The organism is Vogesella perlucida, from assembly GCF_979366545.1.
The window spans coordinates 102,504-116,136 of the sequence record NZ_CEETRO010000010.1; the positions used below are offsets into that span (position 1 = coordinate 102,504).

A 13,633-nucleotide genomic window follows, 5' to 3' on the forward strand; every position below is an offset into this window, starting at 1 on the left:
CCTTGGCGTGTGGCTGTGCTTGCATGGCGGTGTGCTTGGCCGCGCTTTGATGGTGGCTGCTAGTCTGCTATTGCACCGTGGCGGGCGGCTGTAGGGGGGCGGGCAATCTGCTGATGCGGCATGGTTGGCCGGGCTGGCTGCTGCAGGCCGGTATCAAGCGCAGAGTCGGTGGCGGCGAGCCGCAGGCTTTGTGTTAGTGGTTCAGAAAATAAAGGTTTGAATTACCCCATTTTTTCATTGTTGATTATTTTATATTGAAAGGACGCGCCATGAATAGGTTTTTATCGATAGCGTTACGGTATTCTGTGATGAAACCCACGCAAGACGCACGCCATGCAGACCAACAGGGCGCCAGCATGGCCATGTCCGCACCGGGAGCTAGCCCGGCGGGCGAGCTGGCGCATGGCCCTGCCGTGCCGCGGCGTAGCGTGCTGGCTTTGGGCGCAGGGGCGCTGGCGGTGGGTTTTTTGCCTGCTTGTGCCCATTCGCAAGCTGTTCCGCCGGGGCCGGGCATGACGGCTTCTGGTACCTATCTCAACCTGCTGGCCAAGACCCCGATGTTTCGCGACATGAATCGTGAGCAGCTGCAGTGGGTTATCGACCATTCGCGCGAGTGGGCGGTAGCGCCTGGCGCGCTTGTCGCCAGTAGCGAGCGGGGTGCAGACCGTTTCTGGACACTGCTGGACGGTAGCTGGCAGGTAGAGCAAGGGGGCAAGGCCTACCCGGCCGGGCAAGCCGACCTGGCCAAATGGTACGGCGGGCGCGACATGCTGGCGCTGGGGCTGGCACCCACCCGCCTGGTAGCGACCAAACGCAGCTACGTGATGGAAATCGAGCAGGCGGCGCTGGACGAGATGCTGCGGCGCGGTATACCGCTGGCCCCGCATTTGCGCGCCGGGCTGGATTTTTACCGCAAGCTGGCGCGCTGATGCTGCCAGTTGGCCGCTTCATTCAGTCCACGGGGAGAAATGTGATGCACATGGCGATGGTGATGGGCGGCGGTATTTTGCTGCTGGTGGTGTTTGTGATGTTTGGCTGGCTGTGGGGTGCCAGTACGGCCGGTATGGTGCTGGCTAGCAAGGTGTTTATCCCGGCGTGGCTGGTGGTGGCGCTGATCAATCTGTGGGTGGGTGTCACGCACGCGGGCTATACCGTGCGCCAGGAATTACCGATCCTGCTCATCGTGTTTGCCGTGCCGGCGGCTATTGCCGCCATCGCGGCATGGCAACTGTCGAGGAGCTGAGCGCCATGGCCATGGAGGGAGGCACGGGTAGCCTGATTCAGGTAGTAAGCCTATTGGGCGTGGCCGTGGTGGCCGTGCCCTTGTGCAAACGTATCGGGCTGGGGGCAGTGCTGGGTTATCTGGTTGCGGGCCTGGCCATCGGCCCGTTCGGGGCCGGGCTGTTTACCGACCCGCAGGGTATTTTGCATATCGCCGAGCTGGGCGTGGTGATGTTCTTGTTTGTTATCGGGCTGGAGATGCGGCCCTCGCATCTGTGGAACTTGCGCCGTACCATTTTCGGCCTGGGCAGCCTGCAGGGGGTGGTGTGTGGCTTGTTGCTGACGCTGGTGGGGGTGGCGTTCGGTTTTTCGTGGCCAGTGTCTTTCATCAGTGCAATGGGCTTTGTGCTGACGTCTACCGCTATCGTTATGCAGCTGCTGGGCGAGCGTGGCGATGTGGCGGCGCCGCGTGGCCAGAAAATCGTGGCCATCTTGCTGTTCGAAGACCTGCTGATCGTACCGCTGCTGGCGCTGGTGGCCTTCATGGCACCGCAGGCCGCTGGCGAGATGGCGGTATCGGCCAGCCAGCGCTGGGTGGCGGTAGGCACGGCGTTGGCCGCAATTGGCGTGCTGGTGGCCGTGGGGCTGTGGTTGCTGAACCCGCTGTTTCGCGTGCTGGCCAATGCCAAGGCGCGCGAGGTGATGACGGCCGCTGCGCTATTGGTGGTGCTGGGTTCGGCGCTGCTGATGCAGCTGGGCGGGCTGTCCATGGCAATGGGGGCGTTTCTGGCCGGCGTGCTGCTGTCGGAGTCTACCTTTCGCCATCAGCTGGAAGCCGATATCGAGCCTTTCCGCGGCCTGTTACTGGGCCTGTTCTTTCTGGGTGTGGGCATGTCGCTGGATCTGGCGGTGGTGGCGCGCAACTGGCAGCTTATCGCGTCCGGTGTGTTATCGCTGATGGTGGTCAAGGCGCTGTGTATCTACGGCGTGGCGCGGCTGGCGAAAAGCTCGCACGCCGACGCGCTGGATCGGGCGGTGCTGATGGCGCAAGGGGGCGAGTTTGCCTTTGTGTTGTTCTCGGCGGCGCTGGCCGCCGGGGTGATCGACCCGGTAGTCAATGCCAATATGACCGCCATTGTGGTGCTGTCCATGGCGCTTACGCCGCTGATGGTGCTGCTGCATAAGCGCTTTGCCCGTCAGTCCGTGGCCTCGATGGCGGGAGTGGAGGCGGTAGCCGAGCGCACGGCCAATGTGCTTATCGTGGGTTTTGGCCGGGTCGGGCAGATCGCCAGCCAGGGCGTGCTGGCGCGTGGTGCTTCGCTGACCATTATCGATAACGATACCCAGGTTATTCGCGATGCACAGGCTTACGGCTTCAAGGTCTACTACGGCGATGGTAGCCGCGCCGACGTGCTGCATGCTGCCGGGGCACACACCGCCAGTGCCGTGCTGGTATGCATCAACGACCGTGGTGCTGCCACGCATATTGCCGAGCTGGCCAAGCAGGCCTGCCCGCAGGCGCGCATTCTGGTGCGGGCCTTCGATCGTGAGCATGCTATCGAGCTAGCCCAGGCCGGAGCCGATTTCTTTGTGCGCGAGACCTTCGAGTCGGCCATGTTGCTGGGGCGCGAGGCTGTGCTGGCGACTGGCGCCACGGTGGAAGAGGCCGACGACATCATGGGCGAGGTGCGCCGGCGTGACACTGACCGCTTTGATCTGGAGCTGGCCGGCGGCCTGTTTGCCGGGCGGGCGCTGGTATTACGCAATGTGGCACAGAAAGACGACGCAGGCGCATAGCCTGCCTGCCCAGCTTGCTGCTGGGCCGGGGCTGCCTGGTGGCATAAAAAAAGACCAGCCCGGTCCAGGGGCTGGTCGCAAAATCCTGGCAGATTCCAGGGAGAGAAAACGGTAACGCTTAGTTGGCCGGCTTTTTGAACATGCCCAGCGCCACAGCGGTCAGTACGGTGCCGGCCACCAGCGCCACCAGGTACATGCCCAGGTTGGTTACGGCGTTGGGGATAGGCAGCACAAACACGCCACCGTGCGGCACGCGCAGCTCGCAGCCTGCGGCCATGGAGATGGCACCGGCCAGGGCGGAGCCGGCTACCAGGGCCGGGATCACGCGCAGCGGGTCTTTGGCGGCAAACGGGATGGCACCTTCGGTAATGAAAGAAATCCCCAGTACGCCGGCAGCCTTGGCGCCTTCGCGCTCGTCCACGCTAAAGCGGTTTTTGAACAGCAGGGCAGCCAGGGCAATACCCAGTGGCGGGGTCATGCCGGCGGCCATCACGGCGGCCATCGGGGCGTATACCTGGCTAGCCAGCAGGCCGGTGGCAAAGGTGTAGGCTGCCTTGTTGATCGGGCCGCCCATGTCGAATGCCATCATGCCGCCCAGGATCATGCCCAGCGCCAGTGCGCTGGAACCCTGCAGGCCTTTGAGCCAGTCGGTGACTGCGCCCAGTGCGGCCGCTACCGGCTGCCCCAGCACGTAGTACATCAGCAGGCCGACGATGGTGGTGCCCAGCAGTGGCAGGATCAGCACCGGCTTCAGGCCGTCGAAATTACGGCCCAGCTGGATTTTCTCGTTCAGGTATTTCACCGCATAGCCGGCAATAAAGCCCGCCACGATGCCGCCCAGAAAGCCGGAGCCGATGGAGCTGGCGATCATGCCGCCTGCCATGCCGGGGGCAATACCCGGACGGTCAGCAATAGAGTAGGCAATATAGCCGGCCAGAATCGGCACCATCAGCGCAAACGAGGCCTTGGCGCCGATGTTGAACAGCGTCCAGCCCAGCGTGCCCTTAAAGGCGTCTTCGTACACATAGATGCCGCCCAGCGCAAAACCCAGCGCAATCAGCAGGCCGCCGGTCACCACAAACGGCAGCATGAAGGACACGCCGGTCATCAGGTGTTTGTAGGCGGCGCTGCGCTCGCTGTTTTTGCTGTCAGGGTTGGCCGCAGCCTGCGGCTGGGCGTCGCCGCCACTGGCCTCGTGCGGGCGGGCTTCTGCCTGGGCGCGTTTTACCAGGGCAATGCCATCGTTGATGGCAGCCTTGGTGCCGCTGCTGTACAGGCGTTTGCCCGCGAAACGATCCAGGTTGACCTGGGTGTCGGCGGCGATGATTACCAGATCCGCTGCGGCAATCTCGGCGGCGGTCAGGGTGTTTTGCGAACCGACCGAGCCCTGTGTTTCCACCTTGATGTCGTGACCCAGGTTGGCCGCTGCCTGGCTCAGGCCTTCGGCTGCCATGAAGGTGTGCGCGATGCCGGTAGGGCAAGACGTAATGCCGACGATGCGCAGCTTGCCGCTGCTGGCTGCTGGGGCAGCCGGGGCGGCGCCCAGTGCGGCGCTGATCACGGCACCGGCGTTGGCCAGTACGGCGTCCAGGTTGGCCGCATGGCTGGCGCGGCCGTTCAGGCGGCCGGTGTCGGCATCGCCTTCTGCGATAACGATAACCGCATCGGCCGCCGCCAGCTGCGCTTCGTCCAGCCGGCCTTGCACGCTTTGTGCGTGGCGGATTTCGATAGCAATCTGGTGGCCGGCTTGCTGCGCGGCTTTGCGCAGGGCTTCGGCGGCCAGCTGCCCTTGTGCCAGCCGCTGCGGGCAGGCAATGATGGCCAGTACGTTTGACATGGTGAATCTCCTCTATGTGCCGCTGTGCGGGCTTTTCTGGTCGTGCATCCGGTGCCGCTGTGCGGCGCTGTTGTTATGGGTTCAGGGGCCTTACCTCGATACGCGCTTGCAGGCGGGCCACCTCGCTGGTGTCTGGCAGGTGCGGGCCGATGTGGGCCAGCTTGGCAGCGGCAAAGGCCATGCCCAGGCGTAGCACGTCTGGCCAGGCGTAGGGCTGGCCCGGGGCGGTGCTATGCAGTGCGGCTACCAGGCCGGCGACCAGTGCATCGCCGGCACCTACCGTGCTTTTCAGGCTGTCCAGCTGTAGCGGTGCGGCCAACCAGCAGCCCTGTTCGCAGCACAGCAGCGCGCCGGCACTGCCCAGCGAGACCACCACTACGGCGATGCCGCGTGCCTGCAGCGTGCGAGCCGCTTGTGCTACGGCCGCCACGTCGGGCAGGGCGTGGCCCAGGTATTGTTCCAGCTCGTGCTGGTTGGGCTTGATCAGCCAGGGTAGTGCGTCGGGGGGCAGGCTGAGTGCCTGCTGCAGCGCCGGGCCGCTGGTATCCAGAATGACCTTGGCACCCAGTGCCTTCAGCTGGCGGGCCAGCTGGGCCCAGCAGCCTTCATCCACGCTGGCGGGCAGGCTGCCGGCCAGTACGGCCAGGCTGTCTTGTTCGATGTGTTCGTCCAGCAGTAGTTGCAGCTTGGCCAGCGCGCCGCTGCTGGGCTGGATGCCGGGCAGGTTGATGTCGGTGGTGTCCAGCGTGCTGGCATCGACCAGCTTGATATTGGTGCGCGTGCTGCCGCCTACGCGGATGAAAGCGTCGCGGATGCCCTTGTCGGCAAACAGGTCTTCAAACGGCGTGGTGTTGTCGCGGCCCAGCAGGCCGCTGGCCACCACCGGCACGCCCCAGTCCGCCAGGCAGCTGGCCACATTCACGCCTTTGCCACCGGCGTTGATGTGCACCTCGCTGGCCAGGTTCACCGCGCCGGGGTGCAACGCCGGTACGGTAACGGTCTGGTCCAGTGCCGGGTTCAGCGTCAGGGTGATAACGGGCTGGCTCATGCCTGCGCCCCCTGCAGTGCGCGCACTTCGGCGGCGCTGTCGCAGGCCAGCGCGGCCTGGGCCAGCTGTTGCAGGGCTGCCAAGCTGGCGGCGCGTACGCTGGCCTTGGCGGCCGGGATGTCACGCGGGCTCATGGACAGCTCGGCCACGCCCAGACCGGTGAGAATGGCTGCGCCCAGCGGGTCGCCGGCCATGCCGCCGCACACGCCTACCCAGCGGCCATGGGCCTGGGCGCCGGCCACGGTCTGGGCGATCAGGCGCAGTACGGCCGGGTGCAGGCTGTCGGCTTCGGCAGCCAGTTCCGGGTGCTGGCGGTCGATGGCCAGCACGTACTGGGTCAGGTCGTTGGTGCCGACCGAGAAGAAGTCCACGTGCTCGGCCAAACGGTCGGCCATGGTGGCGGCAGCCGGTACTTCTACCATGATGCCCAGCGGCACCACCGGTGCATTCAGCTCGGCGCGCACTTGCTCGCACTGGGCGCGCAGCAGTTTGACCTCGGCCAGGGTGCTGACCATCGGGAACATGATGGACAGCGGGCCGTGGGCGGCGGCGCGGTACAGCGCGCGCAGCTGCGGCAGCATCAGGTCCGGGCGGCGCAGCAGCAGGCGTACGCCGCGTACCCCCAGGAAGGGGTTTTCTTCGTGCGGCAGGTTCAGGTAGGGCACCTGCTTGTCGCCGCCGATGTCCAGTGTGCGGATCACCAGCGGGCGGCCGTCCAGGGCGGTCAGCATGGCGCGGTAGGTCTGGTATTGCTCTTCTTCGTCCGGTGCGCTGTCGCGCTCCAGGAACAGGAATTCGGTACGCATCAGGCCTACGCCTTCGGCACCGGCTTGTAGCGCGGCGGCCACTTGTTCCGGGCGGTTAACGTTGGCCGCCACTTCTACCTGGTGGCCATCGGCGGTGCGGGCGGGCTGCTGGGCTTCGCGCGTGGCTTGCAGCAGCTTGTCACGCTGCGCTTGCTGCCATTGGCGGGCGCTGGCCAGGTCGGCCTCGCCGGCGTTCAGGTACACGGTTCCGCTATCGCCATCCACGATCAGCGTGGTGCCATCCTGAATATCCAGCACTGCGCTGCCGGCGGCGACCACGGCGGGCAGGTCCAGCGTGCGGGCCAGAATGGCGGTGTGCGAGGTCGGGCCGCCCTGGGCGGTAATCAGCGCCAGGGTTTGTTTGGGGTCGAGTGTGGCGGTGTCGGACGGTGCCAGGTCGGCGGCGATCAGTACTTCGTTGTCGCGTTGCGCGCCTTTGCCGGCGTCCAGTGCCAGGTCCGGCGCCAGCTTGGCCAGTACGCGGCGGCCAGCGTCGCGCAGGTCGGCAGCGCGGGCAGCTAGCAGCGGGTTGCCCAGTGCGCCCAGGCGGTCTGCCATGCGCTGCACGGCTTCGTGCCAGGCCCAGGCTACGCCGTGGCCTTCTACCATCAGCTGGCAGGTCAGGGTAATGAGGTCGGTGTCGGACAGCAGCTCGGCCTGCGCCAGGAAGATGCCGCCTTCGGTTTTGCCCAGGCGGCGGCTGGTGTCGTCGGCCAGCGCGTGCAGCTCGTTGCGGGTGGCGCTGAGCGCGGTTTCCAGCAGGTCGCCATCGTAGCCCAGGGTGCCGGGTACGTCGGGCACCTCGATGTGCTGGGCTTTCAGTACGCGTGCCTGGCCGATCACCAGGCCGGGGCTGGCGCTAATGCCGCGCAGGGCCAGCAGCTTGCCGGGGGCTTGCCAGTGCTGGCGGTTGGCCTTGGCTGCCGCTTTGGCGGCGGCCTGGGCGTCGGCGACTTCCTGGGTGGTCAGCTGGTTGGCGATGGCCAGCATGGCTTGCAGTGCGGCGTCGGCGTCCGGGCCGTCGGTGGAAAGCTGCAGGGTGTGGCCGTTTTCAGCGCCCAATTGCAGCAGGCTGATCAGGTTCTTGGCGTCGGCGACGTCGTTGCCGTTGCGCACTTGTACGGTGGCGGCAAAGCGGCGGGCTTGCTCGCTCCAGGCGCGGGCCGGGCGGGCGTGCAGGCCGTTGGGGTAGTTGAGCTGCCAGCTGGCGCTGTGCGCCAGGTCGGTGGCGGGCGTGGCCGGGGCAGCGGGGGCGGTGGCGCTGTCGTCCAGGGCGGCAATCAGGTCTTGTGCGTTGCCGGTACTGAACAGCTGGGCCAGGCGGGTTTCGTCTTGCAGCAGGCGGGTGAGGCGGCGCAGCAGGGCAATGTGCTCGTCGGACTGGGCGGCAATGGCAATCACCAGGTGTACGCGCTGGCCCGGGTTCCATTCCACCCCTTGCGGCAGCTGCAGGATGGCAATGCCGGTTTCGCGAATCAGGTGGCGGTCTTCGATCATGCCGTGCGGAATGGCCACGCCGTGGCCCAGGAAAGTATTGGCAACGGTTTCGCGGCGTAGCAGGCTGTCGATGTAGGCAGGGTCAATGCGGCCGGCCTGTGCCAGCAGCTGGCCTGCTGCCTTGATTGCACTGGTTTTTTCCTGTGCCTGGGCGCCAAGCTGAATCAGCTCTGCGCGGATGATCTGGGTACTCATGGGGTGCTGTCTCCGGTTTATTTTGCTCTGCGCTTGCCATCAATTGAAATCGATCCCACTTTTTGTGTCAATATTTCTCTCAGTTTTGGTGGTAACATTTCACCACAAGATTGCACTGGCCCAAGGTTGGCCGCATGAAATCGATTCCGGAGCAAGCAAGTGGCAAAGATCAAGGATGTGGCAGAGGCAGCAGGGGTATCCCCGTCCACCGTTTCGCGGGTGCTGTGTAATGGCCCGGTCAGCGACAAGGTGCGCAAGCGGGTTGAAGACGCCATGCGCAAGCTGGACTACCGCCCCAATATGGCGGCACGCCGCTTGCGCTCGCAGCACACCGACACCATCGGGCTGATTGTGTCCGATATCCGCAACCCCTTCTTTACCGCCGTCAGCCGCGCGGTGGAAGACGAGGCCTACCGTAACGGCATGCGCGTCATCCTGTGCAATACCGACGAAAACCCCGACAAAGAAGCCATGTACCTGCGTCTGATGCAGGAAGAGCGCGTCACCGGGGTGATTTTTGCCCCCACACGCCAGACCGTGGCCAGCCTGGATCCGGTGGCGTTGGGCTTTCCCGTGGTGATGATCGACCGCGCCAGCCGCGATGTGATTACCGACGCCGTGGTGCTGGATAACCGCCGTGCCGCCGCCGCACTGGTAGACCACCTGCTGGCGCAGGGCTACCGCGATATTGCTGGCGTGTTTGGCAATACCAGCAGCACCGGCATGGAGCGCCACGCTGGCTTTGTGGAGGCCATGCAGCTGGCGGGCTTGCCGGCGCCGGCGCAGTTTGTAGCGCCCAGTGTGGAGGCGGCAGAGCAGACGGTGCTGGCCCTGTTGGCCGCGCCGCAGCGCCCGCGTGCGCTGGTGGTGAGTAATGGCGTGCTGATGCTGGGTGCGGTGCGCGCGCTCAAATCAGCCGGTTTGCAGTGGCCGCAAGACGTGGCGCTGGCCGGTTTTGATAATGATGTGTGGACCGAGCTGCTGGGCGACGGCCTGACGGTAATCGAGCAGCCGGTAGGCGAAATCGGCCGCGCCGCCATGGCCATGCTGCTAGAGCGGCTGGACGACCCCGAGCGCAGCCCGCGCATTGTGGTGTTGCAGGGCAAGCTACTGGCGCGTGGCAGTAGCGCGCCCGCCAGCTGAGCCTGCCCGGCGAAAACACCGGCAACACCAAGAAAACACCCCCGCACTGCGCAGGCAGGCGGGGGTGTTGTTTAACCGTTTGCGGCCAACCTTGACGCGGTCGGGGCGAGCTCAGTTTTCGATATGGTGGCGCGCTACCAGTTGCTGGAAGGCCGGCAGGAAGTCGGCCTGCACGTATGGCTTCAGTAGTGCCAGTACCTGGCGTACGCCGCGGTGGCTGGAAGCTTCGTTGATCGGGGCTTTCGGGCGGGCGGTTTGCTCGAAGGCAAACCAGAACTTCACCACCAGCCAGATGTTGACCGATACCGGCTCAATGTCGTCCAGATCCATTTTCAGCAGGCCCAGGCGGATGAACTCGCGGAAGTGGCTTTCCAGGATGGTTTGCAGCTCGCCATTCACAAACTGGTGGTAGTCGGCCTGCAGCTGCGGGTTGCGTGCCATCAGGCCGGGCAGGTCGTAGAACATGAAGCGGAACTGCCACATGGCCTCGAACGCGGTTTCCAGGTAGTTCACCAGGTCGGCTACGTTCATCTGGCGGTCTGCCGGTACGGCCAGGCGCTCGCTGATGAAACGGCGGTAGCTCAGGAAAATCTGGTGCACGATCTCTTCTTTATTGCGGAAGTGATAGTACAGGTTGCCCGGGCTGATCCCCAGATGCGCAGCAATGTGGTTGGTGGTGATATTGCGCTCGCCGTGCTCGTTGAACAGGCTCAGGCTTTCCTGAACGATGCGGTCGTAGGTTTTGATCCGGGTCTTGGGCATGGTTTAGTCTGCGTCGGCAATCTTGTTGTTATCGGTTTCCGGGAAGCAGGCAAACATGAAGCGGCGCAGGATGGCCTGCTCGGCACGCTGGCGTTCACGCTGCGGTACGGCGATGCGTACAATCAGGCGGTATTCTTTTTCTGATGCGGGTTGCAGGGCGATGCGCGGCTCCACCGACGGCGTGTCCATCATCAGCTTGTGCTCCAGCATGGCCATGTGGTGGCGAGCGTCGCCCAGCCATGGCGCGCACACATCGCTCGCGATCTCTTGCAGATGCTGCTCGGCGCGGGCGGGGGCGATGCTGTAGGGCAGCGGGATGGTGATGATGTGCATCACGTAGTCGCCGGTAAAGTTTTCGCGTACTACCGGGTGGGTCAGCAGCAGGCTGTTGGGGAAGCTGACCGACTTGCCGGTGAGCTGGTGCGAGTCGTGGCGCGGGCCGATCTCGATCAGGGTGGTGCTGAGCATGGTGATGTCCTGCACCCGCCCGCGCATGCCCTGCAGCTCGATGATGTCACCCAGCTCGTAGCTATTGGAAATGGAACGCACCAGGCCACCGCCCAGGCACATCAGCAGCTCCTTGGTGGCCACCACCAGCGCCGCAGCAAAGGCCACCATGGACAGCGCAATGGTTTGCAGCTCGCGCGCCCAGATAATCACGAAGCCCGCCAGGCCGATCACGATCATGGCGTTACGCACATTGATCGCCCAGCGCCGGCGGGTATCTACCGGTACCTGCGGGTTGGCCGCAATGGCGCGCACGATGCTGGCGTGTACCAGCAGCAATACCAGCACCAGTACGGCGGAGCGTAACAAGTCGGCGCCGTAGTCGTGCAGGATGGGGGCGAGCCAGGCGGGCATGGGCAGGGTGGCCGGCATCAGTCGTTGAGTTTTACAGCGTGTTCACGGGTTTCGTGGAACACGATGTCCGGCCAGCGCTCCTGCGTCAGTGCCAGGTTCACGCGGTTGGGCGCCAGGTAGGCCAGGTTGCCGCCGGCGTCGGTGGCGATGTTCATGGTCAGCGCGTTGCCGAATTCTTCCAGCTTCTTGCGGTCGTTACAGCTGAACCAGCGGGCCGACCAGATGCTGCACGACTCGAACACCGCGTCCACGCCGTATTCGGCGGCCAGGCGGCTGGCTACCACTTCAAACTGCAGTACACCCACCGCACCCAGAATCAGGTCGCCACCGTTGTGCGGCTTGAATACCTGTACCGCGCCTTCTTCGCCCAGCTGTTGCAGGCCTTTTTGCAGTTGCTTGAGCTTCAGCGGGTTCTTGATGCGCACGCTGCGGAACATTTCCGGCGCAAAGAACGGAATGCCGGTAAAGGTCAGCTCTTCGCCCTCGGAAAAGCTGTCGCCGATCTGGATGTTGCCGTGGTTGGGGATGCCGATGATGTCGCCGGCAAAGGCTTCTTCCACGATTTCGCGGTCATGCGACATGAACGTCACCACCGACGAGGCGGCGATGTCACGGTTCAGGCGCAGGTGTTTCATCTTCATGCCACGCTCGAAGCGGCCGGAGCACACGCGCAGGAAGGCAATGCGGTCACGGTGTTTCGGGTCCATATTGGCCTGGATCTTGAACACAAAGCCGGAGAACTTGCCCTCGGTCGGCGCTACGTCGCGCACGGTAGCGTCGCGCAGCTGCGGGGCTGGTGCCCAGTTGATCAGCGCGTCCAGGATCTCGCGGATGCCGAAGTTATTGATGGCGGAGCCGAAGAACACCGGGGTCAGCTCGCCGGCCAGGAATTCTTCCAGGTTCCACTCGTTGGAGGCGCCTTGTACCAGCTCGATCTCCATGCGCAGCTGTTCCATTTCCAGCGGGAACAGTTCGTCCAGGCGCGGGTTGTCGATGCCCTTGATCACCTCGATATCGGTAATCAGCTTTTCGCTACCGGCTTCAAACAGGATGACTTCGTCCGACAGCAGGCTGTACACGCCACGGAAGGCCTTGCCCATGCCGATAGGCCAGGTGATGGGCGCGCAGCGGATCTTCAGAACGTTTTCCACCTCGTCCAGCAGCTCCAGGCTATCGCGCACTTCACGGTCGTACTTGTTCATGAAGGTGACGATGGGGGTGTTGCGCAGGCGGCAAACGTTCAGCAGCTTGATGGTTTGCTCTTCCACGCCCTTGGCCGCGTCGATCACCATCAGTGCGCTATCCACTGCGGTCAGTACGCGGTAGGTATCTTCCGAGAAGTCTTGGTGGCCCGGGGTGTCCAGCAGGTTCACCGTGTGGTCGCGGTAGTCGAACTGCATCACCGACGACGCCACCGAAATGCCGCGCTGCTTCTCGATTTCCATCCAGTCGGAGGTGGCAAACTTGCCGCCCTTCTTGCCTTTTACCGTACCCGCCATCTGGATGGCGCCCGAAAACAGCAGCAGCTTTTCGGTTAGCGTGGTTTTACCGGCGTCAGGGTGGGAGATGATGGCGAAGGTGCGGCGCTGCGCAACTTCTTCGGCAATACGGGTCAGTTCGGCGGACATGGATGCTCGTCTGGTAAAGATTCGGAAAAACAGGCGATTGTACTGCATTCTGGCCGCTTCATAGAAGCCGCAGCAGGGCGTGCGGCCAACCTTTTGCCGTGTAGCGCCTCGTATTTGCAGTGCAACACGGTACAATCGCGTTTTCGGATGTTTGCGGAGCCAGCAGAATGTTTACCGGTATCGTGCAGGGCATGGCCACCGTGGTGGCGGTGGAAGAAAAAAACCAGTTTCGTACCCACAAAGTGCAGCTGCCGGCGGCGCTGCTGCCAGGGCTGCAGATCGGCGCCTCGGTAGCGCATAACGGCTGCTGCCTCACCGTTACTGCCATCGAAGGCGACGTGGTGAGCTTCGACCTGATCGCCGAAACCCTGCGCCTGACCAACCTGGGCCGCCTGCAAGCCGGCGACGCGGTGAACGTGGAACGCGCTGCACGCTTTGGCGACGACATTGGCGGCCACAGCATGTCCGGCCACATCATCAGCACGGCGACCGTGAGCGATATTGTCAGCAGCCCGGACAACCGCACCCTGTGGTTCACCCTGCCGCGCGAGCTGATGAAATACGTGCTGATCAAAGGCTATATCGGTGTAGACGGTTGCAGCCTGACCATTGGCGACGTGCGCGACGACAGCTTCTGCGTGAACCTGATCCCGGAAACCCTGCAGCGCACCCTGCTGGGTGTGCGCCAGGTGGGCGATGTGGTGAATATCGAAATCGACCCGCAAACCCAGGCCATTGTCGATACCGTGGAGCGGGTGTTGGCCGCACGTGGTGCTTGATTGCCGGGCGGGTAGCCCCATCTATAAATGAATTACTCCTGCATGGCGCGTGGCGCCAT

General features: G+C 64.0%; 11 protein-coding genes. 5 read left to right on the plus strand and 6 right to left on the minus strand.

Going from position 1 to position 13,633, the window contains the following annotated elements:
* The first annotated feature begins 308 nt into the window (after nt 1-308).
* Genes ACZ9XP_RS14730 through ACZ9XP_RS14740 form a run of 3 tightly spaced genes read left to right on the plus strand, consistent with a single transcriptional unit; the run spans nt 309 to nt 3,018 of the window.
* On the plus strand, nt 309-929 hold the full coding sequence (locus tag ACZ9XP_RS14730) for a hypothetical protein (RefSeq protein WP_147688961.1): 621 nt from the start codon (nt 309-311) through the stop codon (nt 927-929).
* 44 nt (nt 930-973) lie between these two features.
* The gene (locus ACZ9XP_RS14735) at nt 974-1,243 is read left to right on the plus strand and encodes a hypothetical protein (RefSeq protein WP_147688960.1); all 270 of its coding nucleotides are present in this window, start codon (nt 974-976) and stop codon (nt 1,241-1,243) included.
* Nucleotides 1,222-3,018, plus strand: coding sequence for a monovalent cation:proton antiporter-2 (CPA2) family protein (locus ACZ9XP_RS14740; protein ID WP_465188672.1), 1,797 nt, complete (start codon nt 1,222-1,224; stop codon nt 3,016-3,018). The genes ACZ9XP_RS14735 and ACZ9XP_RS14740 overlap by 22 nt, the downstream gene beginning before the upstream one ends.
* A 118-nt stretch (nt 3,019-3,136) precedes the next feature.
* Here ACZ9XP_RS14740 and ACZ9XP_RS14745 read toward each other — a convergent pair whose 3' ends face one another.
* The 3 genes from ACZ9XP_RS14745 to ptsP form a co-directional block, all read right to left on the minus strand.
* Nucleotides 3,137-4,855 carry a fructose-specific PTS transporter subunit EIIC gene (locus tag ACZ9XP_RS14745; RefSeq protein ID WP_147688959.1) on the minus strand — a complete coding sequence of 573 codons (1,719 nt, stop codon included), beginning with the start codon at nt 4,853-4,855 and terminating at the stop codon, nt 3,137-3,139.
* A gap of 73 nt (nt 4,856-4,928) precedes the next feature.
* On the minus strand, nt 4,929-5,903 hold the full coding sequence (pfkB, locus tag ACZ9XP_RS14750; RefSeq protein WP_147688958.1) for a 1-phosphofructokinase: 975 nt from the start codon (nt 5,901-5,903) through the stop codon (nt 4,929-4,931).
* Nucleotides 5,900-8,401, minus strand: a complete 2,502-nt coding sequence (gene ptsP / locus ACZ9XP_RS14755) for a phosphoenolpyruvate--protein phosphotransferase (RefSeq protein WP_147688957.1) — start codon at nt 8,399-8,401, stop codon at nt 5,900-5,902. The genes pfkB and ptsP overlap by 4 nt, the downstream gene beginning before the upstream one ends.
* Nucleotides 8,402-8,560: 159 nt before the next feature.
* On the opposite strand from ptsP, the gene ACZ9XP_RS14760 reads away from it, so the two are divergent.
* On the plus strand, nt 8,561-9,544 hold the full coding sequence (locus tag ACZ9XP_RS14760) for a LacI family DNA-binding transcriptional regulator (RefSeq protein WP_465188673.1): 984 nt from the start codon (nt 8,561-8,563) through the stop codon (nt 9,542-9,544).
* 111 nt (nt 9,545-9,655) lie between these two features.
* Here ACZ9XP_RS14760 and ACZ9XP_RS14765 read toward each other — a convergent pair whose 3' ends face one another.
* From ACZ9XP_RS14765 to ACZ9XP_RS14775, 3 genes are read right to left on the minus strand one after another with little or no spacing between them, the layout of a single operon-like run.
* On the minus strand, nt 9,656-10,306 hold the full coding sequence (locus tag ACZ9XP_RS14765; RefSeq protein ID WP_147688955.1) for a TetR/AcrR family transcriptional regulator: 651 nt from the start codon (nt 10,304-10,306) through the stop codon (nt 9,656-9,658).
* Between the two features lie 3 nt (nt 10,307-10,309).
* Complete coding sequence (locus tag ACZ9XP_RS14770) at nt 10,310-11,167, minus strand: mechanosensitive ion channel domain-containing protein (protein ID WP_206211486.1); 858 nt, start codon at nt 11,165-11,167, stop codon at nt 10,310-10,312.
* 17 nt (nt 11,168-11,184) lie between these two features.
* Nucleotides 11,185-12,795 carry a peptide chain release factor 3 gene (locus ACZ9XP_RS14775; RefSeq protein WP_017509397.1) on the minus strand — a complete coding sequence of 537 codons (1,611 nt, stop codon included), beginning with the start codon at nt 12,793-12,795 and terminating at the stop codon, nt 11,185-11,187.
* A gap of 167 nt (nt 12,796-12,962) precedes the next feature.
* Between ACZ9XP_RS14775 and ACZ9XP_RS14780 the strand changes: the two genes are divergently transcribed.
* The gene (locus tag ACZ9XP_RS14780; protein WP_147688953.1) at nt 12,963-13,574 is read left to right on the plus strand and encodes a riboflavin synthase subunit alpha; all 612 of its coding nucleotides are present in this window, start codon (nt 12,963-12,965) and stop codon (nt 13,572-13,574) included.
* Nucleotides 13,575-13,633 lie beyond the last annotated feature (59 nt).

What these genes read in the sequence shown, in the direction of transcription:
- ACZ9XP_RS14730 (WP_147688961.1), top strand. Translation starts at nt 309, where the DNA reads ATGAAACCCACGCAAGACGCACGCCATGCAGACCAACAGGGCGCCAGC.
- ACZ9XP_RS14735 (WP_147688960.1), top strand. Translation starts at nt 974, where the DNA reads ATGCACATGGCGATGGTGATGGGCGGCGGTATTTTGCTGCTGGTGGTG.
- ACZ9XP_RS14740 (WP_465188672.1), top strand. Translation starts at nt 1,222, where the DNA reads ATGGCAACTGTCGAGGAGCTGAGCGCCATGGCCATGGAGGGAGGCACG.
- ACZ9XP_RS14745 (WP_147688959.1), bottom strand. Translation starts at nt 4,855, where the DNA reads ATGTCAAACGTACTGGCCATCATTGCCTGCCCGCAGCGGCTGGCACAA.
- pfkB (WP_147688958.1), bottom strand. Translation starts at nt 5,903, where the DNA reads ATGAGCCAGCCCGTTATCACCCTGACGCTGAACCCGGCACTGGACCAG.
- ptsP (WP_147688957.1), bottom strand. Translation starts at nt 8,401, where the DNA reads ATGAGTACCCAGATCATCCGCGCAGAGCTGATTCAGCTTGGCGCCCAG.
- ACZ9XP_RS14765 (WP_147688955.1), bottom strand. Translation starts at nt 10,306, where the DNA reads ATGCCCAAGACCCGGATCAAAACCTACGACCGCATCGTTCAGGAAAGC.
- ACZ9XP_RS14770 (WP_206211486.1), bottom strand. Translation starts at nt 11,167, where the DNA reads ATGCCCGCCTGGCTCGCCCCCATCCTGCACGACTACGGCGCCGACTTG.
- ACZ9XP_RS14775 (WP_017509397.1), bottom strand. Translation starts at nt 12,795, where the DNA reads ATGTCCGCCGAACTGACCCGTATTGCCGAAGAAGTTGCGCAGCGCCGC.
- ACZ9XP_RS14780 (WP_147688953.1), top strand. Translation starts at nt 12,963, where the DNA reads ATGTTTACCGGTATCGTGCAGGGCATGGCCACCGTGGTGGCGGTGGAA.